Raw genomic sequence first — 25,719 nt, forward strand, 5'->3', positions numbered from 1 at the left:
TCGCAGGCGTATTTTACCGCGTTTTTACTCTTGATCACTATTTAATCTATGAAGCTTTTCCAGTTTTTAGAACAAAAAGTAAACTCTTTTTTTGCAGAAAGTCAAATTTTTTTCTTACTACTTGTAAATTTTTCAAAATGTGATAAACTATACGGGTTGTAACTTTAAATAGGTAATAAGAAGGGTTTTGAGAATATGAAGACAAAACGTGAAGACATTAGAAATATCGCTATCATCGCCCATGTTGACCATGGTAAAACAACATTAGTAGATGAACTTTTAAAACAGAGCGGTGTTTTCCGTGAAAATCAGGAAGTAGCCGAACGAGTAATGGATTCCAACGATATCGAACGTGAACGTGGAATTACCATTCTTTCCAAAAACACCGCAGTTGTTTATAAAAATACAAAGATCAATATCATTGACACTCCTGGACATGCCGATTTCGGTGGAGAAGTAGAACGTGTCCTTAAGATGGTCAACGGAGTGGTCCTTCTGGTTGACGCTTTTGAGGGTGCCATGCCACAGACCAAATTCGTTCTGAAAAAAGCACTTGCACTGAAGCTCCCGGTTATCGTATGTATCAATAAGATCGACCGTCCGGAAGCTCGTCCGGATGAAGTTATCGATGAAGTCCTTGAGCTTCTCATCGATCTGGGCGCATCTGATGAACAGCTTGACTGCCCGTTCCTTTTTGCTTCTGCAAGAGACGGATATGCAACTTACAACATCGACGATGAACCGAAAGACATGGTTCCTCTGTTTGAGACCATCCTGGATTACATCCCGGCTCCGGAAGGAGATCCTGATGCAGGTACACAGATGCTGATCAGCACCATCGATTACAATGAATACGTTGGTCGTATCGGTGTCGGAAAAGTCGATAACGGAACTATTTCTGTCAACCAGGATGTAGTTGTTGTAAACCATCATGATCCGGACAAACAGAAAAAAGTAAAGATCAGCAAATTATATGAATTTGACGGTCTTAATAAAGTAGAAGTAAAAGAAGCAGGCATCGGTTCTATCGTTGCGATCTCCGGTATTGCAGATATTTCCATCGGTGATACGATCTGCTCGCCGGACAATCCGGTTCCGATCGAGTTCCAGAAGATTTCCGAGCCTACGATCGCAATGCAGTTCGTTGTCAACGACAGTCCGTTTGCAGGACAGGAAGGTAAATTCGTCACTTCCCGTCATCTCCGTGACCGTCTGTTCCGTGAACTGAATACAGACGTCAGCCTTCGTGTTGAAGAGACAGACAACACAGACAGCTTCAAAGTATCCGGACGTGGAGAGCTTCATCTTTCCGTCCTCGTTGAAAACATGCGCCGTGAAGGTTATGAATTCGCAGTCAGCAAAGCCGAAGTTCTTTACAAAAAAGACGAAAACGGCAAGAAGCTCGAGCCAATGGAAACCGTATACATTGATGTACCGGATGAATTTACAGGTACAGTTATCGATAAATTAAGCCAGAGAAAAGGCGAACTCCGCAACATGGGAATGTCTAATGGCGGATACACCCGTCTTGAATTCTCCATCCCGTCAAGAGGTCTGATCGGATATCGTGGAGAATTCCTGACCGATACAAAAGGTAACGGTATCATGAACACAGCCTTTGACTGCTACGCTCCGTATAAAGGAGATATCCAGTACAGAAGCCAGGGATCCCTGATCGCCTTCGAGACAGGCGAAGCTGTAGCTTACGGTCTGTTCAACGCACAGGATCGTGGAACACTCTTCATCGGACCTGGCGAAAAAGTTTACTCCGGTATGGTAATCGGTCAGAATGCGAAGACAGATGATATCGAACTGAATGTATGTAAGACCAAACACCTTACCAATACCCGTTCTTCAAGTGCTGACGAAGCCTTAAAGCTTACTCCGCCGAGAATCCTCAGTCTGGAAGAAGCCCTTGATTTCATCGATACCGATGAACTTCTGGAAGTCACACCGAAGAGCCTGCGTATCCGTAAAAAGATTCTGGATCCGAAACTCCGTAAGAGAAGCAATTTCCAGTAAAAAACTATAGATTTTTCTTTACACCTCCCCCTTGTATCCGTTACAATCTTTGTATACAACGAACAAGGGGGATTTTTTTATGAAAAAATACTTAAGCGCAGCACTCCATAAGCTGACCGTACTTCTGGAATTTATCATTTCATTCGTTCTGGCTGCCGGAATCATCATCCTGCTGATCCAGCTGGTCCTGTCCATGCCAAATGTTCCGGATCTGGATATTTATCCAAATTACGAAGACCTGGTAGAAACCTGTTTCAATCTGATCATTGGTGTCGAACTGATCCGTATGCTTTATCAGCACAAGCCTTCCACTGTGTTTGAGGTGCTGTTATTTGCCATCGCCAGACAGGTGATCATGGCACATAATAATCCGGTATCCAGCCTGATCGGTGTGGTTTCCATCGCACTTTTATTTGCAACCAGAAAGTTCCTTTTTATTGAATTTGATGAATCTGAGAAGATCATTTTCCGTGCTACTACCAAAGCTCAGATTGTAAACAGCATCCTGCACGTCCATATTCCATATGAAGATGAACAGACCTTATATGACGTGATCACGAAAAGATTTGAACAGGAAAAAACTGAAATTGGTGTTGGTGCAAGTACATTCTTCGATAATTTTGGTCTGCGCGTCGCCAAAATGCATAACGGCAAGATCAGTCGTATCGAAGTAATCCGCTCCATACATTAACAGAATTTTCTGATAATTCAGTTTTCTTTACAGAATTTTAATAATTTTTTTGCATTTACCATTGCATCTCCCCCCTATGATAGAGTATAATGTAGCTATAGCCGGAAGGATATAAAAACTATCTATACATCCTGCCGGTCAAGCTCTTATAGATGCACTTATCTCCGTACATACTATGAGAAATATGAGAAAAAAGGAGTTGAGCTGTATGAATTTTATCATTAGCGGAAGAAACATTGACATCACACCTGGTCTCAGACAGGCTGTAGAACAGAAATTAGGAAAACTGGAAAAGTATTTTACTCCTGAAACTGACATTATCGTTACACTCAGTGTAGAAAAAGAACGTCAGAAAATCGAAGTTACGATTCCTGTAAAAGGAAACATTATCCGTTCCGAGCAGGAAAGCAGCGATATGTATGTATCCATTGATCTCGTAGAAGAAATTATCGAGCGTCAGCTCAGAAAGTATAAAACCAAACTGATTGCAAAACAGCAGGGTGGACATGATTTCCGGCAGGAATTTATTGAATCCGATACTTCGGCAGCAGAGTCAGACGAGATTGAAATTGTCCGCACCAAACGTTTCGGCATCAAACCAATGTTCCCGGAGGATGCCTGCATCCAGATGGAACTTCTCGGACATAACTTCTATGTATTCAGCAATGCTGAGACAGACGAAGTCAATGTCGTATATAAGAGAAAGAATGGAACCTACGGTCTGATCGAACCGGAATTCCAGTAAAACAATAATCTCATACAGAGAACCTGCTATCTGCAGTTTCTCCTGTATACTAAGACATTACACCCCCATACAGAACGGATCCTCCGTTCTGTATGGGGGTTCTTTTTCCTGTTCTATTCCTCAAAAACCAGGATTTCTTTTCCATCCTCCGCAAAATAACAGCTGTCTCCTTTTTCGATCACAGCCTGTCCATTTGTCCCTTCTGTAATCTCGGAAACCACACTTTGCTCCTGATCATAAGGCAGAATCACCTTCATCAGCACCTTATCCGTATACTGTGTATCCTGCACACTGATCTGCCGCTGTCCGAGGATATACTGGATCTTCCCAAGTCCGGTATAATCCGTTCCAATCTCATACCGGTAACCCAGACGCTTTGTGATCACAGTACTTGCCTGAAGGCCTTCCTTTACTGCTCCCTGATAAGCCCGCACCAGACCACCTGTTCCCAGAAGCGTCCCGCCAAAATACCTGGTCACAACAACCGCCGTATCGTGAAGACCTTCCCCTGTAAGTACATCCAGCATCGGTTTTCCTGCTGTACCTGCAGGCTCCCCGTCATCACTGCATCTCAGAGTTGGATTCGTCACACCGATCACATAAGCAAAACAGTTATGTCTTGCATCCCAGTATTTTTTCTTAACTTCTTCTATAAATGCCAGTACTTCTTCTTCCGAGTGTACCGGTCTTACCGTTGCGATAAAACGGGATTTCTTTTCAACAATCTCCCCTTCGCCTCCCCGGTATACTGTTTTGTATTCTTCCTGCATGTCTGCGTTTTTCCCTTCATTTTCCTTATATTTTCACTATTTCCAGTATACAAATCTATTTCTTCAGATGCAAGAAAATTACAAAAATGTTACAATTTCCCTATATTTCCGAAGTTTTTCTTAATTTTGTAAAATGGAACATTGAAGTTTTCAAGTTTTCCTTTATTTAGATTATCAAGTTTGATATAATATTGCAATATGAAGGAGGAAGCATTCATGAATTATGGAAAGCGAAAAGCTTCTAAAAAGCAAAAACGCATAACATCGAAAAAGAATATGCGCAAAAAGAAACTGGGCGTTCGCCTTTTTAAAGGTTTTCTATTATGTATCTTTGTCTGCTGTATCCTCGCAGCGATCGGAGGTGGCTTTATCATCAAGCATGTGATTGATAATGCACCTGAGATTACAGCTGACAGCATCAAACCACAGGGTTATACGTCCACCGCACTTGCAGATGACGGCACGACAACAATAGCCGAATTTACCGGTGCAGGTGCCAACCGTGTATATAAGACGATCGATCAGATCCCGAAGGATCTGCAGCATGCATTCGTCGCAATCGAAGACTCCCGTTTTTACAAACATAACGGTGTTGATATTCAGGGTATTATCCGTGCTTTTGTTGTTGGTATCACTCATGGCGGCAACTTTTCTGAAGGAGCCAGTACCATTACCCAGCAGCTGATCAAGAACAATGTCTTCCCAGACTTTGTAAATGAAAGCACTTTTGAAGAAAAGCTGGAACGTAAGATCCAGGAACAGTATCTCGCAATTCAGGTTGAAAAGCAGCTCGATAAAGATTCAATCCTTGAAAGCTACCTGAACACGATCAACCTTGGTCAGGACTGTCTGGGAGTACAGTCAGCCGCACAGAGATATTTTAATAAGGATGTCAATGAACTTAACCTTTCCGAATCTGCGACCATCGCTGCGATCACACAGAATCCGGGAAGATACAATCCGATCACCAATCCTGAGGACAACGCAACCCGCCGTAAAAAAGTTCTGGATAATATGCTCGATCAGGGCTGGATCGACCAGGCTGCCCATGATGAGGCGCTGGCAGATGATGTATATTCCAGAATCCAGAACGTAAATACACGGATCGAAGAGACCAGCACCGTCAACTCTTATTTTGTTGATGCCCTGTCTGAGCAGCTGATCGAAGATCTCACCTCTGAAGACGGACTTGGATATTCCCAGACACAGGCAGAGAACGCATTGTACAGCGGTGGTCTCACCATTTATTCAACCCAGAATCTTACGATGCAGAACATCTGTGATGAAGAGTTGAATGATGACAACAATTATCCGGCCAATATTGACTGGGGTGTTGATTATGCCCTCACAGTCTATCATACTGATGGCTCGGTAGATAACTACAGTGCCGGACACCTGAAACAATTCGGGGCAGACCAGTACGGTGATGACGAAGGACTTCTCTTCGGATCACAGGAAGCTGCACAGGAAAGAATTGACGCATTCCGTAACAGTCTTCTCCAGGATGGCGAGACTTATGATGAGTACGTCAACCTCTCTCCACAGCCGCAGACTTCACTGACCATCATCGATCAGAAAACGGGGCAGATCAAAGCTCTTGTCGGTGGTCGTGGACAAAAGACAACCAACCGTGGACTTAATCGTGCATACAAGGGTTCTACCCGTAACGCAGGTTCTACATTCAAGATTCTTGCCGTATACGCTCCGGCGCTGGACAGTGCAGGTCTTACACTTGCTACTACCGAAGTTGATGAAGAATACTACTATCAGCACGACCTGGAACATCATCAGGTTCATAACTGGTGGGGCGATTACTATAAAGGTACCGTAACATACCGTCAGGCGATCGAACAGTCCATGAACATCATTGCAGTAAAGACATTGAATAAGATCGGTATCAATCTTGGTTTTGAATACTGCGAGAAATTTGGTCTTTCCACACTTAGCGAAGACGATGCTGTAGAGTCTCTTGCTCTTGGTGGTATTTCCCATGGTGTTTACAACTATGAACTGACAGCAGCCTATGCATCCATTGCAAACGGCGGTGTATATAACAAACCATCCCTCTATACAAAAGTATTGGATCATGATGGTAATGTCCTGATCGACAACTCCAACCCGGAAAGCCACACTGTGATCAAAGATACAACTGCGGCACTTCTTACCAATGCCATGCAGGACGTTGTCACAAAGGGTACTGCAACCGATGCACAGCTCAATAATATGCCTGCATCCGGTAAATCCGGTACAACCTCCGACAACCGTGACTTCTGGTTCGAAGGATTTACACCGTATTATACCTGTGGTATCTGGATGGGTTACGATGGTAACCAGGAAATGTCTGAAGGAAGCTGGAACTATCATTTCAAGATCTGGGCTAAGATCATGAACCGGATCGATGAAGCTTTGGGCCTTACCTACAAAGACTTCGAGATGCCAAGTTCTCTCGTTCAGAAGAGTGTATGTACAATTTCCGGTAAACTTGCCGGTTCCAGCTGTCCGTCACAGACCGAATGGTTTGATCCGGATACTCTCCCGACTGAGACATGTTCCGGACATGCAAGCAAATCAACTACCACCAACAGTACAAAAAATTCGAATGACAAATCCGATTCTAATAGTACAACAGGTGGAAACTCCTCCGGTAACTCTACCGGCACTAATGGGGATACTACCGGTGGTACCGGCGGTGATTCCGGCAATACCGGTGGCGATTCCGGTAATAACGGTGGTGGCACTGATTCCGGCAATACCGGTGGCGATTCCGGTAATAACGGTGGTGGCACTGATTCCGGCAATACCGGTGGCGATTCCGGTAATAACGGTGGTGGCACTGATTCCGGCAATACCGGTGGCGATTCCGGTAATACCGGTGGTGGCACTGATTCCGGAAATACCGGCGGCACAGATTCTGGCAATGGACAGTAAGAATCCCATCATCTAATTAGAGCAAAAAGAGATCAGTGAATGTTGAAATTCACTGATCTCTCTTTTTTTATCTCTATCGCTCTGGTCATCTATTTCTGATATACGATCTTACCTTCAATCATCGTATAGTATACCATTGCATCGGTATCAAGTCCGAGTTTTCCTTTCATTACAATAATATCTGCATCTTTTCCTTCTTCCAGGCTTCCCAGACGGTCTTCTACGCCCAGCACTTTTGCAGCATTGATCGTAACCGTTCTTACTGCTCTCTCCTGTGCAAGTCCTTCACGCACTGCTTCTCCCACATGATGATACAGGGATTCTTCACTCAGAATCGGTGAATCAGTGATCATCGCCACATTCACCCCTCTGTCATCAAGCATTTTTACAGCTTCCACATCCAGTTTCCTGCGCTCTCCCGGACTGCGATAAGTTGCAATTGGTCCGTAACATACATCGCATCCGCTTTCCGCGATTTCATCCAGATAATCGGTTGCTCCCCACGCATGCTCCAGTGAAAAGTGCACATGATACTTCTTCGCTATCTCAATTGCAGTGAGCATATCATATTGTGTACAGTGGATCTTACATGGGATTTCACCTCTCAAAGCCATTCCAAGTGCTTCCATATCCGGATCATATTCCACTTCTTTCCCCTGTTCTTTATCCTCTGCATACTTCTTTGCCTTCGCAAAGGTATCATCCAGCACTTTGGCAATTCCCATTCTCGTCATCGGGAGCCGTTTCATATCACCATATGTATTTTTCGGATTTCCTCCAAGTGCGATCTTCACCGCACATGGTGATTTGATCGTCATATCAAACACATTGTTTCCATAAGTCTTAAGTGCAAACGGAAGTCCGCAGAATACATTTCCGCTTCCAGGTGTCAGAAGCATGGTTGTGATTCCGTGCTCATAAGCTACTTTAAATTCTCTTGCTTTTGGATTGGTTCCAAAACGTGCATCAACAGAAAGAGTAACCGGATTTGTCATCTCATTGGCATCGTCTACACACGGATCCACATTGAAATCAAATAATCCAATGTGAGAATGTGCATCGATAAGTCCCGGAAGAACATAATATCCTTCTGCCTCAATGAGATTATCTCCATCCTCTAAGCAGTCTTCACTGATATGTTCTGCTACTTCTTTGATCTTTGTTCCTTCGACGAGAATATCACCCTGAAAGATGCCCTTATCCTCTGTCATTGTATATAAAATACCATTTTTGATTAATGTCTGCATTACGATAATACCACCTTTCCATTTATCATACAAAACTGTACGTGTGCCGCATAAGATTTTACAGGATGATCACTGTAAATTGTGATGTCCGCGTCTTTTCCAACTTCGATACTTCCGATCTGATCTGCAACACCAAGCATCTCGGCTGGCTGGATCGTCATCATTTTTACTACATCCTCGGCATCGATTCCTGCACGATATACTTCGATCGCACTCCAGATGAATACTTCTCTGCCTTCTGAAGCACCTTTGCATGTGTTTGTAAATGCGATGCGGTTTCCGTTTTCTACCAGTTCTTTTAATCTGGAAAGGTCAATTTCATGTTTTGAAATCTGTGACAGGTTGCTGAAATTACCAAAGATAATTCCAACTTTCTTTTCTTTCAGTTCTTCGATCGCATCGCCGAATTCAAATCCGTCTACGATTGTAAGCTGGATATCTTCATCTTTCAGAAGCTCCATAAGACACTGAATCTCACCTGCAGTTTCTGCAGCGATGACAAATGGCATCTGATATTTCTTCAAAAGGTCATCTTTTCTGATTGCTTCTTTGAGCAAATGGAAAATTCCCATTCTTGTTTTCGGCATCTGGTTACTTGCACCATATACATCCTTAACGGTTGAGCATACGCTTCCCTTCATTGCTGCGTGCTCTTTTACAATACGGTTTGCCATATGATCCGGAGCTGTCTTACACACTGTAATCTGTCCTCCGATCACATTGCTGTGATCCGGCGAAAATCCAACAGATGTAATTCCTGATTTATAGAATTCCTGTGCATTCACTTCATCTGGATCGATAGCATACTTCACGCTCAGATCCGGATTAATTACATTTGTAGTTTCTGCATTATCTCTGTAACGAGTCGGAATCCCCGTAGCTCCGATAGAAGAATGTGGATCGATGAAACCAGGAAAAACCTGTTTTCCTGTTGCATCGATAATTTCTGCATCTGCTTCGCAGATATTCTTTTCGATTTTCTTAATCTTTTCCCCCTCGATTAAGATATCATAGTTTTCAAGCACTTCACCAGTTCCGGTATGAATGGTTCCATTTTTAATTACATACATAATCATTTCTCCATTTACTTTTATTTTTTTAACCTAAAGTGCCATAGAGGTTTTACAACCTCTATGACATTTCAATTTAGTTTACTCTGTAAGTCAATATACTATTTTTCAATATAAACCTGAGAGAAATCAACCTGACCAACTGTAGATACGAAGTAGTTCTTCACATATTTCTTAACAAATGTAGGTGCTTCTTCAAGATAAGTAGGTTCGATCAGTCCTGACTTAACAACCAGTTCTTCTGCCTGCAGATAAAGCTCTGCTTTCTTCTGGTCATCAACTTCATATTTTGCTTCATTCAGAAGTTCCTGATATTTCTTAGGATCTTCTCCAGACCATCCTGTCTTTTCTGCGTTGAAGTATCCATTATCCGGATCGAACAACTGAAGAAGGGCACTTGGTTCATTGTAGTATGGTCCCCAGCCGCCTGTTGCGATATCGTAATCACCGGCATCAATCTTATCCCACATGATGTTCCATTCCATCATATCGATTTCGACATTGATTCCAAGAACGCTTTCCCACTGCTGCTTCATCCATTCAGCAATCTTTTTAGATAATTCGTCTGTACCACGGCTTGCATAGCGGATTGTCACTTTTGACGGGTCTGGATCTTTACCAAGTTCTTTTAACCCTTCAATAAGTAAAGCTTTCGGATCTTTGATTTCATTCTGAAGTTCCTGAACGAAATGATTCTTTCCGCCAACTAATTCTGTGTATGTTTTTTCTCCAACCTGAATGGTATCTGGCATCATAGAATAAATCGGAACACCTTTTCCATTACGAAGAGTATCGATCATTTCCTGACGGTCATAAGCTACTGATAAAGCCTGTCTGATCTTTTCATTGCACAGATATTCGTTTGCTGCATTCAGCATGAAGAATTCCGGTGAACTATCCGGAACCTGATAAGATTCAGATTCTCCCTGTTCTTCGATAGTCTTTCCCCAGTTTGCATCCGTTGTACCGATCACATCCAGTTCACCGTTGATATAAGACTGAACTGCAGTAGCTGATTCCTGAATGATCTTGTAATTGATCTTGTCAAGTTTCACATCGTCGGCTCCCCAGTATTGGTCATTTCTTACCACTACCATTTCTGTATTCTGGCTCCAGCTTTCAATCTTGAATGGTCCGTTAAATACAGTCTTTGTTTCAGATGTTGCATAATCACTTCCAAGCTCTTCATACATTGCTTTGTTTACCGGATAAGCTGATGAAGAAACCAGTTCCAGGAAGTAAGATGCCGGGTGGATAATTTTGATTTCCAATGTATCTTCATCAATGGCGTGTACACCGATTTCTTCCGGTTTCTTTCCCTGATCGTAAAGCGCTTCTGAGAAGTTTTCGATAATACCGTCAAATAACCATGCGTTTGTTGCTGCAACAGATGGAGTTGCCATCTTCTGGAAAGTAAATTCAAAGTCATTTGCTGTTACTTTCGTTCCATCACTCCACTTTGCATCTTTGTTCATGTGGAAGGTATAAATAAGTCCGTCTTCACTTATATCCCAGCTTTCTGCTGCAGCAGGAATGATCTCATAAGTATTTCCATCCCGAGTTACTCTTTTAACAAGTGGGTCTAACACCATATTAAATGCTGCGTTATCAGGACCAGTTGTGTTGATCAGCGGGTTCAGTCCGACAACCACACTGTTGTTGGAGATATTCAGAACCTGTTCTGTTTTTCCGTCAGAACTTGCTTTTTTGTCATCTCCTCCACATCCGGCAAGACAGCTGACTGCCATTGCTACTGCGAGTCCCATCGCTAATGTTTTTCTTTTTTTCATAGTCTTCCTCCTTTATATCCAGCAAGATTACTCTTGCGGGTGATCTTCCATCAACTCTTTTGCTCTGTGACAAGCTACGAAGTGTTCCGGTACGAGTTCTTCAAGCTTCGGTGTTTCCTGATGACATTTTTCTGTTGCATATCTGCATCTCGTCACAAATCTACATCCAGGTTTTGGATTAACCGGACTTGGGATCTCTCCCTCGAGTCGAATTCTCTTCTTCTGTTCTTCTGTGTCCGGATCCGGAATCGGAATCGCTGCCATCAGCGCCTTTGTATATGGATGAAGTGGATTCTGATATAATTCATCACTCTCTGCAAATTCAACCATATTTCCCAGATACATTACACCGACACGGTCCGAAATATGTTTTACCATAGACAGATCATGTGCGATAAAGAGATAGGTCAGGTTTTTCTTCTGCTGAAGTTCGATCAGCAGATTGACAACCTGTGCCTGAATGGAAACGTCAAGAGCTGAAATCGGCTCATCACAGACGATGAATTCCGGTTCGATAGCAAGTGCTCTTGCGATTCCGATACGCTGTCTTTGTCCGCCTGAGAATTCATGAGGAAAACGAAGCGCATGTTCTCGGTTAAGTCCGACCAGTTCCAGTAATTCATAAATCTTTTCCTGACGTTCTTTTCCGGTGTAAAGCTTATGGATATCTATTCCTTCCCCGATAATGTCCCCGACTGTCATTCTCGGATTCAGTGAAGAATACGGATCCTGGAAAATAATCTGAGCTCGCTTTGTAAACTCTTTCTTTTCTTTTTTATTCAGTTTATTAATATCAACTCCGTCAAAAAGAACTTCACCGCCTGTTGCCTGATAAAGCCCCATAACGGTCTTTCCGCAAGTTGTTTTACCACAGCCGGATTCTCCTACGATACCAAGAGTTTCACCTTTATAGATCTTAAAGTTTACTCCGTCCACTGCCTTCAGTGTCTGGTTTCTTCCAACCTGAAAATATTTCTTCAAGTCTTTTACTTCGATCAGTACTTCTTTCTTATCCATGGTTACTGTCTCCTCCTTATCATATTCTCAGGAAGATTGCGCACATCCGCTCTTGGATCGTGAAGCCAGCAGTTGCATTCCTGTGTATCGCTGAATTTTGTAAGCTCCGGATATTTCTTTCTGCAGATATTCATTCCATACTCACAACGTGGAGCAAAAGAACATCCAACCGGCGGATTGATAAGATCCGGCGGCGTTCCTTTTAAGGAATATAAGGTTTCTTTGTTTGTAGAATGAATCTTCGGAACGGAATCCAAAAGAGCTCTCGTATAAGGATGTGTAGACTGATAGAAAATTTCACGTACATCACCACGTTCTACAATTTTTCCTGCATACATAACCTGAATCTTATCTGCAACACTCGCTACAACACCTAAGTCATGTGTTACAAGGATCATCGCCATATCCAGTTCTTTTTGCAGTTCTCCGATCAGTTCCATGATCTGTGCCTGGATCGTTACGTCCAGAGCAGTGGTCGGCTCATCTGCGATCAGGATTTCCGGTTTACATGCAAGCGCAATTGCGATCATCGCTCTCTGTCTCATACCACCAGAAAACTCAAATGGATACTGTTTCATTCGTTTTTCTGCATTTGGTATCTTAACCAGCTGCAACATTTCCAAAGCTTCTTTATAAGCTTCTTCTTTTGATATCTGTCTATGGATCAGAATACTTTCCGCAATCTGATCTCCGATCTTCATGGTCGGATTCAGCGAAGTCATTGGATCCTGGAAGATCATTGAAATCTTACTTCCTCGAATGGAAACCATTTCATTTTCTGATTTTTTCAGAAGATCTTCTCCGTGGAACAATACTTCAGAATTTTCATTTATTAATGTGTTCGATTCTGGAAGCAATCGCATGATTGCTTTTGAAGATACCGTCTTACCACAACCAGACTCTCCTACTATCGCAAGAGTTTCTCCTTTATGAAGATTAAAATCGATCCCTCTTACTGCATGTGAGATTCCGGCATAGGTCTTGAAAGATACCTCTAGGTTTTTCACTTCCAGTATTTTTTCTTTCATCTCGTAGTTCCCCCTTTTATTTTCTCAGCTTCGGATCCAATGCATCTGAAAGTCCATCACCGATCAGATGGAAGGTCAGCATTGTAAGTACGATCATCAGACATGGGAAGAACAATTCATGCGGGTAAAACATAAGCTGCTGCTGTCCTGCTGATGCAAGTGCTCCCCAGCTGGTTTCCGGTGGTCTTACTCCAAGTCCGATATAACTTAAGAAAGCCTCACTGAAAATAAATCCTGGAACTGACATCGTAATATCAACCATAATAATTCCAAGTGTATTCGGAAGAAGATGTTTGATAATAATACGTCCCGTTGACGCACCAAGTGCTGTTGCTGCCTGCACATAATCCTGTTCCTTGATCTGAAGGATCTGTCCTCGTACCATACGCGCGGTTCCTACCCACGCGGTAAGGCTCATCGCAAAAACAAGAGAGAACATACTTCTTCCAAGTACCATGGATAAAATTACTACAATGATCAGATACGGCAGGTTTCCGATAAATTCACAGATACGCATGATAATATCATCTACAAGTCCGCCTTTTAATCCTGCCAGTGCACCAAGAAGTGCTCCGATCACAAACATTACCAATGTACAACATAAACCGATATAGATTGAAATACGTCCACCGACACAGACACGGGTAAAGAGATCTCTTCCCATATCATCAGTACCGAACCAGTGTGCACTGCTTGGTCCCTGGTTCTTGATCGACGCATCGATCAGCTGATAATCCTGTCCTGTGATCAGCGGTCCGACAAACAGGATCACTACGATCACAGCTAATAATATAAGACCAAATATCGCAAGTTTATTTTCCCTGAATCTTCTCCAGACATCCGCCCAATAGGTCAGGGATTTCTCTCCGATATCTTCACCAGATAATCCTTCCGTCCCAACACGTTCAAAATCATCTGATTCATTCCATTCTTCTGTCATTACTACCTCTTTTGTACTCATCAGAAGCCCTCCTATTTCTTACCTTTTGCAACTCGGATTCTCGGATCGACGATTCCGTACAGAATGTCTACGACAATCAGCGAGCCCACGAACAAAATAGCAAAGAAAATTGTAAGACCGATTACCATCGTATAGTCATTATCCGAAACTGCTTTTACATAATAGAATCCAAGTCCCGGAATCGCAAACATACGTTCAAGGATGAATGATCCTGCGAAAATCCCTGCCAGAGAAGGTCCGATCATAGTAATGATAGGAAGCATTGCATTTCTCAAAACATGTTTCCGTACCACTCTTTTTTTCGTACATCCCTTTGCTTTCGCTGTGATAATATAATCTTCCCCAATTACAGACAGTGTACTGCTCCTCATATATTTTGTATAAGATGCAATTCCTCCGATTGCATAGGCGGCAACAGGAAGAATATAGTGTTTTAATTCTCCCCAGCCAAATACCGGCACCAATTTCCATTTGAATGCAAGAAAATACTGCAATACCGATGCAAATACAAAACTTGGAACACAAATTGCCAATACAACGAGTACCCTTATGACATGATCCACCGGTTTTCCCCGGTTCAGTGCTGCAACCATTCCAAGACTGATACCAATCGTCACCTGGAACAGCAATCCCAATAACCCAATCTTCGCTGATACCAACGTATTATTTTTTATAATATCATTTGCTGACTGTCCGGTATAAATGATTGACTCCCCAAAATCTCCGGTCGTCAGAAGATTCTTCATATACGTTGTATACCGCTTTACTACCGGCTGGTCCAGTCCGTATTTCTCACGGATGATTTCCTGTGCCTGTTCCGGCATCTGTCCGACTTTTGCAGCGATCGGATCTCCCGGAGCACCTGCTACCAGAAAAAATGTTGCTGTGGTAATCAAGAACAGTGTCAAAACAGCATATGCCAGCCTTTTCCCAATAAATTTAACCATACCTTCAGTTCCTTTCCCCTTTTTTCTTTTGATTTTCATATAAAACATGCGGGACAACCATGTAGTGGAATTCTATCTCTTTACAGATATCTTCGACTGTCCCATTATGAAACAGATCCAAAATTCTCTGATGATTGATGTGAACCACATCAAATGGTACCAGGGTTTTCGTATCCATCGTATAATATGCCGCCGTATTCCCTCCTTCCAGTATTTTCCAGATTCTATGAAGTTTTTCACTGTGTGCGGTCTTCACAATACATTCATGGAACTGTTCATCGAATTTTATAACATCATACAGATTTTTCTGATTGGCCGCTTTCTCCATGGAAAGGACAAGCTTCTGCATCTCTTCATCCTGTTCTTTGCTGATCTCTCCCCCGCACATCTGCACTGCCAGTTTCTCAAGCGTAGACTGGATCAGGTATGTTTCCTGCATCTCTTCATAAGTCATCGTCTTTACTACGCAGCCTTTCTGCGCTTCATATACAACCAGCCCTTCTTCTTCGATCTGCCTGAGAGCTTCTCTTAAAGGGCCTCTGCTGACTTTCAGCTCTTCTGCTACTTTTGCCTCTATAATTCGTTCTCCCGGTTTGATCTCTCCTGATAAAATCTTATGTCTTAAAATTTCAACTACTTGCTCTCTTAATGTTTTACGTATTATCATTTTGTCTTCCTTTTCACAATTATTTAGAGTTCATAGACTTATTTAATAATGTTACTACGATAAGTCTACATCATTTTGTGCAGAATGTCAAATATAAACATTTGTCATTCTTCATTTTCTTCTGCAAAAAACAAAAATCTTGCAAGAATGTTAAATATTTCTCACAAGATTTTTGTTTTTTTATAATATCTTTTACTTATTCCAGTACCAGTTTTGCTGCTCCGCAGATTCCTGCATCATTTGCAAGCTCCGCAAGTGCAAATTCTGTATCTTTATCTGCAAAGAATGCCATTTCTTTAAATGGTCCTTTGATGTAATCCAGCAGAACCTCTCCGGCTTTTGATACACCTCCGCCGATTACGATAACCGCCGGATCACAGGCAGCTGCAAGGTTCGCCAGCGCATGTCCCAGATAATTTCCAAATTCTGTTGCGATTTCGATTGCAACTTCATCTCCGGCTTTCACTGCATCAAACACTTCTTTCGCAGACATCTCTGCCACATTTCTGAGGGTACTTGGTTTCTCATCTTTTGCAAGACGCATATTGGCAAGTCTTGTGATTCCTGTTGCAGAAGCATACTGTTCCAGACAGCCTTTCTTTCCACATCCACAGGTTTCTGTCTCCTGATAGTTTACACACAGATGACCGATCTCTCCGCCAGCTCCGTGTGCCCCTACAAGGCACTTTCCATCCACGATGATTCCACCGCCAACACCCGTTCCAAGGGTAACCATAATGACATTCTTGTGACCTTTTCCACCACCTTTCCACATCTCACCAAGTGCAGCTACATTTGCATCATTCCCCGGAATTACTTTCATTCCGTCAAGAAGCTCTTCCAGTTCACGTGTCACTTCTTTGTATCCCCATCCGAGATTTGCTGTGTTCTGAACAATTCCATCCTCGTTTACCGGTGCCGGAAGCCCCATTCCAAGTCCGATGATCTGTTCTTTCACCAGGTCCTTTTCTGCCATCTTTGCTTTCACTGCCTGTGCAATATCCGGCAGGATTGCTTCTCCCTGGTTCTCAGTACGTGTCTTGATCTCCCATTTGTCAAGAAGCTCTCCGTCTTCCTGAAAAAGTCCCATCTTTACTGTCGTTCCGCCTATATCGATACCAAAACAATATTTCATCTGTCTCCTGCTCCTTACATTTTCTTTTTTAGATTTTCCTGTACCCGGCGGTACAGCTCCTGAGCTGCGTTATAGCCCATTTGTTTCTGTCTGTGGTTGACTGCCGCTGATTCTACGATAATGGCAACATTACGTCCCGGACGGATTGGAATACTGTGACATACAACCTTATTACCAAGAAATTCTGTATACTCCTCAGTAAGTCCAAGCCTGTCGTACTCACGATCCTTATTCCAGTCCTCAAGTGTAATGACAAGATCAATATTTTGTGTCTCTCTTACGCTCTGCACACCAAACAGCGTCTTTACGTCAATGATACCAATTCCGCGAAGTTCGATGAAATGGCGGGTAATATCCGGTGCTGTACCAACAAGTGTATCATCACTGACCTTCCGGATCTCCACCACGTCATCTGTTACCAGACGATGACCTCGCTTGATCAGCTCCAGTGCCGCCTCACTTTTACCGATACCGCTGTCTCCCATGATCAGAACACCGACTCCATAACAGTCCACCAATACCCCGTGAATTGAAATACACGGTGCCAGTTCCACTTTCATCCAGCGGATCAGTTCTGCTGAAAAGGAAGAAGTCTGTTTATCCGTAATAAATACCGGAATATTGTTTTTCACTGCTTTCTCCAGAAATTCCGGATCCGGCTGCAGATTTCTGCAGAAAATAAAGCATGGAATCCCATAATTAAGCAGTGTATCATATATTTTCATCTTATGCTCATATTCCAGTGTCTGCAGATAAGTGTACTCTACATATCCGATAAGCTGAATTCGTTCGCAATCAAAATGATCAAAAAATCCGGCGAGCTGAAGTGCCGGACGGTTAATATCCGGAATTTTTACTTCCCGCTGTGTCATATCGACATCCGGAGTAAGATTTCTAAGTTCCATCTTCTCTACGATTTTTGTTAATGTAACTCCCATATTCCTGTCTCCTTTTATTGTTCTTCCATCAGAGTAGCTTCTGTATCTTCCGTTTCGCTTCCTCTGAAAAAATTATACACGCTTTTGGCCGATTTTTCATCCATTGATGGAATTTTTTTCAAATCTTCCACCTCTGCATTCTTAATCTCATCCAGGCTGGCAAATGTCCGCATCAGTGCTTTCCTTCTCGCAGGTCCGATTCCCGGAATATCATCCAGGATCGAATGCACTTGTCCCTGGCTACGCAGTTTCCGGTGAAATTCAATAGCAAACCTGTGCGCCTCATCCTGCACTCTTGTGATCAGCCGGAACCCTTCGGAATTGCGGTCGATCGGAATCTCAATATTCTGATAGTAGAGTCCTCTCGTCCGATGGTGGTCATCTTTGACCATACCGCATACCGGAATGGATAAATGAAGTTCATCCAGTACTTCCAGTGCTATATTAACCTGTCCTTTTCCACCATCCATCATGATCAGATCCGGAAAAACATTAAAACTTCCCAGCTCTTTTCCGCTTTTCTGTTCCTCCAGACCATGCCGGAATCTTCTGGTGAGGACCTCACGCATACTTGCATAATCATCCGCACCCTGCACACCCTTGATGTGAAACTTACGATAATCGTTTCGTTTCGGTTTTCCCCTCTCATAAACGATCATCGACCCTACCGAGGCAAATCCATTGGTATTGGAAATATCATACGCCTCCATACGCACCAGGTTATTAAGACCAAGCAACTTTTCTATTTCTTTTACTGCACCGATCGTTCTTCCTTCTTCACGCTTGATACGCTCCTTATCTTTTTCCAGTACCATCTTTGCATTTTTCGCCGCAAGCTCAACAAGCTTTTCTTTTTCCCCTTTTTTCGGGATACGGAAATGAACCTTATGCCCGCGTTTTTCTCCAAGCCATGCTTCCAGGATCTCCCGTTCTTCCGGTTCCACCGGAAGCATCAGTTCGCCCGGAATATATGGCGTTCCGGCATAAAACTGCTTGATAAAGCTGGAGAGGATCTCTGCATTTTCATCTCCCTGGGCAATCCGCAGATAAAAATGATCTCTGCCGATCAGACGGCCATTACGGATAAAGAATACCTGTACCACCGCATCCTCACGCTCTCTTGCAAGAGCCACAATATCCCGGTCCTCGCCCCCTGTATCGGTAATCTTCTGCTTCTGTGCAATCTGCTTCACGCTGTGCAGAAGCTCCCGGTATTCAATTGCTTTCTCAAATTCCAGATCATCCGATGCCTCCTGCATCTTTTCCTCCAGATCCTTTAAGATTTTATCATAATTTCCTCCCAGGAATTTGAGTACTTCATCAACCGACTCTCTGTATTTTTCCTGCGAAATATACCCCTGACACGGTGCATCACACTGCTTGATATGATGATAGAGACAGCATCTTTCTTTCCCGATATCGCGCGGAAGAATGCGGTTACAGCTACGCAGATGGTAAAGCTTCCGGATCAGTTCGATCGTATCTTTTACCGCCGTCACACTGGTATAAGGGCCAAAATACTTTGACTTGTCCTTCTTCATCTGCCTTGCCATCATAATCCTTGGATATGCTTCACCGGTTGTCACTTTGATAAATGGATAACTCTTATCATCCATCAGCATCGTATTGTACTTTGGCCGGTGCTCCTTGATCAGATTGCATTCCAGAACCAGCGCTTCCAGTTCCGAATCCGTCACGATATACTCAAACCGGGTGATATGCGTCACCATCTGGTCAATCTTGGCTCCCCGGTTCCTGCTCGGCTGAAAATACTGTCTGACACGGTTCTTCAGGCTGATCGCCTTTCCAACGTAAATGATCTCGTCCTTTTCCCCATGCATCAGATAGACTCCCGGTTTCCCCGGAAGTTTTTTAAGTTCGTCTTCAATAATAAATGTCTGATTTTCCATAGTCACATTATACCTTGCTTCCTGCAGACAATACAAGTCATTCTTGCAAAAGAATCTACCGAAGAAAAAAGAGGCTCCAGAACCTATTGTTCTGAAACCTCTGTATCTTCGGTTATTCTAGACTAGTCACGCTTCTGTGGAAGGATGAATCCGTCTTCATCTCTTTCTACTTTCTTCTGTATTTCTTTCTCTTCCTGCTGTGCAGCTTCGGTATCTGCCTCTTTCTTCGGCATCTCGATCGTCTGCTCTTTTACAGGATTCTCTTCTTTCTTTTCTTCCGGTTCCGGAATTCCTTCACATCTGCGGTAAATCTTCATGAATTCTTTTCCGGTGATCGTCTCTTTCTCAATCAGGAATCCGGCGATCTGATCCATCGTCTCTCGATGCTCGGAAAGCATTCTCTTCGCTTCAGCATATGCTCCCTTCAGCATCTTCATAACTTCCTGATCGATCTCTGCCGCGGTTGCCTCTCCGCAGTTCATAACAGCTCTTCCGTCCAGATAACGGTTCTGGATAGATTCCAGTCCGATAAGTCCGAATTTTTCAGACATACCATACTGTGTTACCATCGCTCTTGCAATCTTGGTTGCCTGCTCGATATCGTTGGATGCCCCGGTTGTAACGGTATCAAACACCAGTTCCTCTGCCGCACGTCCTGCAAGTGCTGTTACCAGCATGGCTTCCAGTTCTGCTTTGGTATTCAGGAACTTCTCTTCCTCCGGTGTCTGCATAACGTAACCGAGTGCTCCCATGGTTCTCGGAACGATCGTGATCTTCTGTACCGGCTCTGCGTCTTTCTGGAGGGCAGTTACCAGTGCATGTCCAACCTCATGATAAGATACGATCCGGCGCTCTTTCTGGCTCATGATACGGTCTTTCTTCTCTTTACCTACAAGAACGACCTCCACTGCCTCAAAAAGATCTGCCTGGGATACCACATTTCTTCCTTTTTTTACTGCATTGATCGCAGCTTCATTGATCATGTTCGCAAGATCAGAACCAACCGCTCCGGAAGTTGCAAGTGCGATCTCTTCCAGATTGACCGTCTCATCCATACGGACATCTTTGGCATGTACTTTCAGGACATCGATACGTCCCTTGAGATCCGGCTTATCTACGATGATACGTCTGTCAAATCTTCCCGGACGGAGAAGCGCCGGATCCAGGATCTCCGGTCGGTTCGTTGCCGCAAGAAGGAGCAGACCTTTGTTGCTGTCAAATCCATCCATCTCTGCAAGGAGCTGGTTCAGTGTCTGTTCTCTCTCGTCGTTTCCACCGAGCTGGGAATCTCTGCTCTTTCCGATTGCATCGATCTCATCGATAAAGATAATACACGGAGCCATCTGCTGTGCCTGCTTGAAAAGGTCACGTACTCTGGATGCTCCGACACCGACATACATCTCAACAAATGCAGAACCCGAAAGAGAGAAGAACGGTACTTTTGCTTCTCCAGCAACTGCTTTTGCAAGAAGTGTCTTACCGGTTCCGGGAGGGCCTACAAGAAGTGCTCCCTTCGGAAGCTTCGCTCCGATTCCGGTGTATTTGCCAGGGTTATGCAGGAAATCGACCACTTCCTGCAGGGATTCTTTTGCTTCATCCTGACCGGCTACATCCTTAAATGTGACTCCGGTAGATTTTTCCACATACATCTTGGCATTGCTCTTGCCAACGCCCATCATGCCGCCGCCCTTTGTCATACGGCGCATCAGCATCACGCCCAGACCGATCATGATCACAAGCGGAACAATGTTGACCAGAAGATTCATCACCATATAAGATGTAGAATCCGGTATCTTCTGTTCATACTCAACACCTGCTTTATACAGTCTGTCCGAAAGGGTATCATCCTTCACAATACCAGTATAATACTGCTTCCTTGTCACATTACTGAACAGACCTGTACTGTCATCGCTGCTGTCCTTACTGCTGCTGTCGTTGTTATCTGCTACAGAACCTTCGACCACATCGCTCTCAGAAGCGCCTTTCTTCTTGCTGTTCTTCATCTCAGCTTCTGTCTTCGCTGTGATTACGATCTTGTCATCCTCGATCACAACTTTCTTAACTTCCCCGGAATCTACCATGTTCAGGAACTGGTCATAGGTAATCTCCTGGGCATCTGTGTCTTCCCGGAACTGATACAGCGCAAATACGATAAACGAGATCAGCATAACGGTAAATAATATAATATTCCATCTCTGACGGTTATTTTTATTATTCGGATTATTATTTCCCGGAAGGTTTTGCTTATTTCTATTATTCTGGTTATCCATACCTACCTCCTAAATGTCGTCTTCTCTATTATAAGTAGGCGTTTTTTAGAAATCAATGAAAAATTTATGAAAAGATTGTAAAAAAGTCATATTTTATAGTATACTAGGTTTGGATTGCTTCTATGAAAGTAAAATTATGGACAAAAAGGATGGAACTTTATGAAAATTGGGTTTGATAATGAAAAATACCTGCAAATGCAGTCTTCTCACATTCGTGAGCGAATCAATCAGTTTGACAACAAACTGTATCTTGAATTCGGTGGAAAGCTTTTCGATGACTATCATGCTTCCCGCGTGCTTCCTGGATTTCAACCGGACAGCAAATTACATTTACTAAAAGAATTATCGGATACCGCAGAGATTGTGATCGTTATCAGTGCAGCCGATATTGAGGCTAACAAAGTCCGCGGTGACCTCGGGATCACTTATGACACTGACGTTCTCCGTCTGAAAGATGAATTTGAAGCCAATGGTCTCTTTGTCGGAAGTGTTGTTATCACACAGTACTCCGGTCAGAACAGTGCCGATCTTTTCAAAGGACGTCTGGAAAAGCTTGGCATTAAAGTTTATATCCATTATGTAATAGAAGGTTATCCTTCCAACATCCCGCTGATCGTAAGTGACGAAGGATACGGAAGGAACGAATATATTGAGACAAGCAGACCTCTGGTTGTCATCACCGCACCGGGACCTGGAAGTGGAAAGATGGCTACCTGCCTTTCCCAGCTCTACCATGAGCACAAACGCGGAGTCCGCGCAGGATATGCCAAATTCGAAACCTTCCCAATCTGGAATATCCCGTTAAAGCATCCGGTCAACTTAGCATATGAAGCAGCTACCGCTGACCTTAACGATGTAAATATGATCGACCCGTTCCATCTGGAAGCTTACGGTGTTACTACCGTCAACTACAACCGTGACGTCGAGATCTTCCCTGTACTGAGTGCAATTTTTCAGCGCATTTACGGAGAAAATCCATACAAATCACCAACAGACATGGGTGTTAACATGGCTGGTAACTGCATCTGTGACGATGAAGTCTGTAAAGAAGCTTCCCGTCAGGAGATCATTCGCCGCTACTACCGCACCATGGACCGTTTCCTTTCCGGTGAATGCCCGAAGGAAGAGACTTATAAGGTCGAGCTTCTGATGAATCAGGCAGGAGTTACCGTACATGACCGTAAGGTTGTTGATGCCGCTCTTGCACGCGCTGAAGAAACCGGTGCACCGGCTGCCGCTCTGGAGCTTCCGGACGGACGCATCGTAACAGGAAAAACTTCTGATCTGCTTGGCGCATCTGCTGCCCTGATCCTGAACGCCTTAAAAGAACTCGCCGGAATCGATCATGATATGCACCTGATCTCACCGACTGCCCTGGAACCGATCCAGAAAGTCAAAACCGAATTCCTTGGAAGCAAGAACCCAAGACTTCACATAGATGAAGCTCTGATCGCACTTTCTATCAGCGCTTCTTCCAATCCGGTTGCCGAACAGGCACTCAGACAGGTTCCGAACCTCAAAGGCTGCCAGGCACATGTATCGGTTATGCTTGCCAATGTTGATATCCGTCTGTTCCAGAAGTTATCGATCCAGGTAACATCCGAACCAAAATATGAGAAAAAACCGATCTATCAGTAGGAAAATGAAATATTTCTGATTTTTATACACCCATTTCGAAAAAAATTGTTGTATTTTTTTCTGGAATGGGTGTATACTTTTAAAGTATTTTATAGGGGAATTGATTTCAAGGGGAAATCAAAGTAGCGAGGGAGCCACATAAATTTTTTATGGGGTTTTTTTCTATTTTTATCCGTCAGAGGGTTCTTTTGGAATTTCCTGATGAATAAAAATCACATTCTAACTTATTTTTTACAGAACACAATGAGTAGTAGACACAAAAAAGGATACCATAAGGAGGGAACTGGAACTATGGCAGTTAAGTATGTATTTGTTACCGGAGGCGTTGTCTCAGGTCTTGGAAAAGGAATCACAGCAGCTTCTCTTGGGCGTCTGCTCAAGGCACGCGGTTACACAGTTACAATGCAGAAATTTGATCCGTACATCAACATTGACCCGGGTACTATGAATCCGGTACAGCACGGTGAAGTTTTTGTAACAGACGATGGAGCTGAGACAGACCTTGACCTTGGACATTATGAAAGATTTATCGATGAAAGTCTTACCAAGAACTCGAACGTAACGACAGGAAAGATTTACTGGTCCGTTCTTCAGAAAGAACGTCGTGGAGATTTTGGTGGAGGAACCGTACAGGTCATCCCACATATCACGAATGAGATCAAGAGCCGTTTCTATCGTAATCCTGCTGCTACAGATACCGAGATTGCGATCATCGAAGTCGGCGGAACCGTCGGAGACATCGAAAGCCAGCCTTTCCTGGAATCTATCCGTCAGTTCCAGCATGATATGGGACATGACAATGTTGCACTGATCCACGTCACACTGATCCCATATCTGCATGCTTCCCAGGAGATGAAGACCAAACCGACTCAGGCAAGCGTAAAAGAATTACAGGGAATGGGAATCCAGCCGGATATTCTGGTCTGCCGTTCTGAGCATCCACTGGATCAGGGAATCAAAGACAAGATCGCCCTCTTCTGTAACGTGCCATCTGATCACGTTCTTCAGAACCTGGACGTGGAATACCTTTACGAAGCACCACTCGCCATGGAAGAAGAACATCTCGCTTCCGTTGTATGCGAATGCCTGAAGCTTGACTGTCCGGAACCGGATCTGAAAGACTGGAAAGAGATGGTCGAATGCCTGAAGCACCCGACACAGGATGTAACAGTCGCCCTGGTCGGCAAATATATCCAGCTCCATGACGCATATATCAGTGTTGTTGAAGCATTAAAACATGGCGGCATCTACAGCCACACAACCGTAAATATCAAATGGGTTGACTCTGAAACTGTCACACCGGAAAATGTCGATGAACTTCTCGGTGATGTAAGTGGTATCCTCGTACCTGGCGGATTCGGCGACCGTGGTATCGAAGGTAAGATCGAAGCCATCAAATATGCAAGAACACACAAGGTTCCGTTCCTCGGACTCTGCCTCGGAATGCAGCTTGCCATCGTAGAATTCGCAAGAGACGTTGTCGGATATCATGATGCACACAGCGTAGAACTGAATCCAAACACCACACATCCGGTCATCCACATCATGCCTGACCAGATCGGTATTGAAGACATCGGTGGAACCCTCCGCCTTGGTTCTTATCCTTGTGTTCTTAACAAAGAATCAAAGGCATATAAATTATACGGAAAAGAAGAAATCCACGAACGTCATCGTCATCGTTATGAAGTCAACAATGACTACCGTGATGCTCTTACCCAGAACGGTATGCTCTTATCCGGACTTTCTCCGGACGGCAGAATCGTAGAGATGGTGGAAATTCCGGAACATCCTTGGTTCATCGGAACACAGGCACATCCGGAACTCAAATCCCGTCCGAACAAACCACATCCGCTGTTTAAGGGATTTGTGGAAGCTTCTCTGGAATATAGTAAAAAGAACTAAAAAGTGAAATTATATCGTTTCTAAGTAAAATAAACTCCAGAAT

Annotated in this window: 19 protein-coding genes; 6 read left to right on the top strand and 13 right to left on the bottom strand. The window is 43.6% G+C overall.

Features of this window, described 5'->3' with window-relative positions; all coding sequences use genetic code 11:
* Positions 1-195: 195 nt before the first annotated feature.
* The 3 genes from typA to hpf all read left to right on the top strand — a co-directional run bounded on the left by typA (position 196) and on the right by hpf (position 3,458).
* A complete protein-coding gene (typA, locus tag G4407_RS02830; RefSeq protein WP_173687659.1) occupies positions 196-2,022 on the top strand; it encodes a translational GTPase TypA in 1,827 nt (608 codons plus the stop codon).
* 79 nt (positions 2,023-2,101) lie between these two features.
* Complete coding sequence (locus tag G4407_RS02835) at positions 2,102-2,713, top strand: transporter (RefSeq protein ID WP_173687660.1); 612 nt, start codon at positions 2,102-2,104, stop codon at positions 2,711-2,713.
* A 208-nt stretch (positions 2,714-2,921) separates the two neighbouring features.
* The gene (gene hpf, locus G4407_RS02840; protein ID WP_022220288.1) at positions 2,922-3,458 is read left to right on the top strand and encodes a ribosome hibernation-promoting factor, HPF/YfiA family; all 537 of its coding nucleotides are present in this window, start codon (positions 2,922-2,924) and stop codon (positions 3,456-3,458) included.
* Between the two features lie 113 nt (positions 3,459-3,571).
* On the opposite strand, the gene G4407_RS02845 is transcribed toward hpf, so the two are convergent.
* A complete protein-coding gene (locus G4407_RS02845) occupies positions 3,572-4,228 on the bottom strand; it encodes a YigZ family protein (RefSeq protein WP_173687661.1) in 657 nt (218 codons plus the stop codon).
* A 216-nt stretch (positions 4,229-4,444) separates the two neighbouring features.
* Here G4407_RS02845 and G4407_RS02850 point away from each other — a divergent pair, with 216 nt between their 5' ends.
* Positions 4,445-7,156 carry a transglycosylase domain-containing protein gene (locus tag G4407_RS02850; protein WP_173687662.1) on the top strand — a complete coding sequence of 904 codons (2,712 nt, stop codon included), beginning with the start codon at positions 4,445-4,447 and terminating at the stop codon, positions 7,154-7,156.
* A gap of 89 nt (positions 7,157-7,245) precedes the next feature.
* On the opposite strand, the gene G4407_RS02855 is transcribed toward G4407_RS02850, so the two are convergent.
* The 12 genes from G4407_RS02855 to ftsH all read right to left on the bottom strand — a co-directional run bounded on the left by G4407_RS02855 (position 7,246) and on the right by ftsH (position 22,136).
* Positions 7,246-8,403: an amidohydrolase family protein gene (locus G4407_RS02855; RefSeq protein ID WP_173687663.1), complete on the bottom strand. Its 1,158-nt coding sequence runs from the start codon at positions 8,401-8,403 to the stop codon at positions 7,246-7,248.
* Positions 8,403-9,473 carry an amidohydrolase family protein gene (locus tag G4407_RS02860; protein WP_173687664.1) on the bottom strand — a complete coding sequence of 357 codons (1,071 nt, stop codon included), beginning with the start codon at positions 9,471-9,473 and terminating at the stop codon, positions 8,403-8,405. Before G4407_RS02860 ends, G4407_RS02855 begins: the two co-directional genes overlap by 1 nt.
* Positions 9,474-9,574: 101 nt before the next feature.
* On the bottom strand, positions 9,575-11,263 hold the full coding sequence (locus tag G4407_RS02865; protein WP_173687665.1) for a peptide ABC transporter substrate-binding protein: 1,689 nt from the start codon (positions 11,261-11,263) through the stop codon (positions 9,575-9,577).
* A gap of 27 nt (positions 11,264-11,290) precedes the next feature.
* Entirely contained in the window at positions 11,291-12,280 is a 990-nt protein-coding gene (locus tag G4407_RS02870) for an ABC transporter ATP-binding protein (protein ID WP_173687666.1), read from the bottom strand.
* 2 nt (positions 12,281-12,282) lie between these two features.
* On the bottom strand, positions 12,283-13,308 hold the full coding sequence (locus G4407_RS02875) for an ABC transporter ATP-binding protein (RefSeq protein WP_173687667.1): 1,026 nt from the start codon (positions 13,306-13,308) through the stop codon (positions 12,283-12,285).
* Between the two features lie 16 nt (positions 13,309-13,324).
* Positions 13,325-14,269 carry an ABC transporter permease gene (locus tag G4407_RS02880; protein ID WP_156337622.1) on the bottom strand — a complete coding sequence of 315 codons (945 nt, stop codon included), beginning with the start codon at positions 14,267-14,269 and terminating at the stop codon, positions 13,325-13,327.
* Positions 14,270-14,280: 11 nt separating this feature from the next.
* Positions 14,281-15,216 carry an ABC transporter permease gene (locus G4407_RS02885; RefSeq protein WP_243259224.1) on the bottom strand — a complete coding sequence of 312 codons (936 nt, stop codon included), beginning with the start codon at positions 15,214-15,216 and terminating at the stop codon, positions 14,281-14,283.
* 4 nt (positions 15,217-15,220) lie between these two features.
* The gene (locus G4407_RS02890) at positions 15,221-15,883 is read right to left on the bottom strand and encodes a GntR family transcriptional regulator (RefSeq protein WP_173687669.1); all 663 of its coding nucleotides are present in this window, start codon (positions 15,881-15,883) and stop codon (positions 15,221-15,223) included.
* A 196-nt stretch (positions 15,884-16,079) separates the two neighbouring features.
* Positions 16,080-17,018, bottom strand: a complete 939-nt coding sequence (locus tag G4407_RS02895) for an ROK family glucokinase (RefSeq protein WP_173687670.1) — start codon at positions 17,016-17,018, stop codon at positions 16,080-16,082.
* A 14-nt stretch (positions 17,019-17,032) separates the two neighbouring features.
* Complete coding sequence (gene hprK, locus G4407_RS02900) at positions 17,033-17,956, bottom strand: HPr(Ser) kinase/phosphatase (protein WP_055246743.1); 924 nt, start codon at positions 17,954-17,956, stop codon at positions 17,033-17,035.
* 14 nt (positions 17,957-17,970) lie between these two features.
* Positions 17,971-19,866, bottom strand: coding sequence for an excinuclease ABC subunit UvrC (uvrC, locus tag G4407_RS02905; protein WP_173687688.1), 1,896 nt, complete (start codon positions 19,864-19,866; stop codon positions 17,971-17,973).
* A 122-nt stretch (positions 19,867-19,988) separates the two neighbouring features.
* The gene (gene ftsH, locus G4407_RS02910; protein WP_173687671.1) at positions 19,989-22,136 is read right to left on the bottom strand and encodes an ATP-dependent zinc metalloprotease FtsH; all 2,148 of its coding nucleotides are present in this window, start codon (positions 22,134-22,136) and stop codon (positions 19,989-19,991) included.
* Positions 22,137-22,295: 159 nt separating this feature from the next.
* On the opposite strand from ftsH, the gene G4407_RS02915 reads away from it, so the two are divergent.
* Positions 22,296-23,774 carry a DUF1846 domain-containing protein gene (locus G4407_RS02915; protein WP_173687672.1) on the top strand — a complete coding sequence of 493 codons (1,479 nt, stop codon included), beginning with the start codon at positions 22,296-22,298 and terminating at the stop codon, positions 23,772-23,774.
* 291 nt (positions 23,775-24,065) lie between these two features.
* Positions 24,066-25,676 carry a CTP synthase gene (locus tag G4407_RS02920; protein ID WP_173687673.1) on the top strand — a complete coding sequence of 537 codons (1,611 nt, stop codon included), beginning with the start codon at positions 24,066-24,068 and terminating at the stop codon, positions 25,674-25,676.
* Positions 25,677-25,719 lie beyond the last annotated feature (43 nt).

Origin of the sequence: Allocoprococcus comes, assembly GCF_013300725.1 — a bacterium.
GTDB lineage: Bacteria > Bacillota > Clostridia > Lachnospirales > Lachnospiraceae > Allocoprococcus > Allocoprococcus comes_A.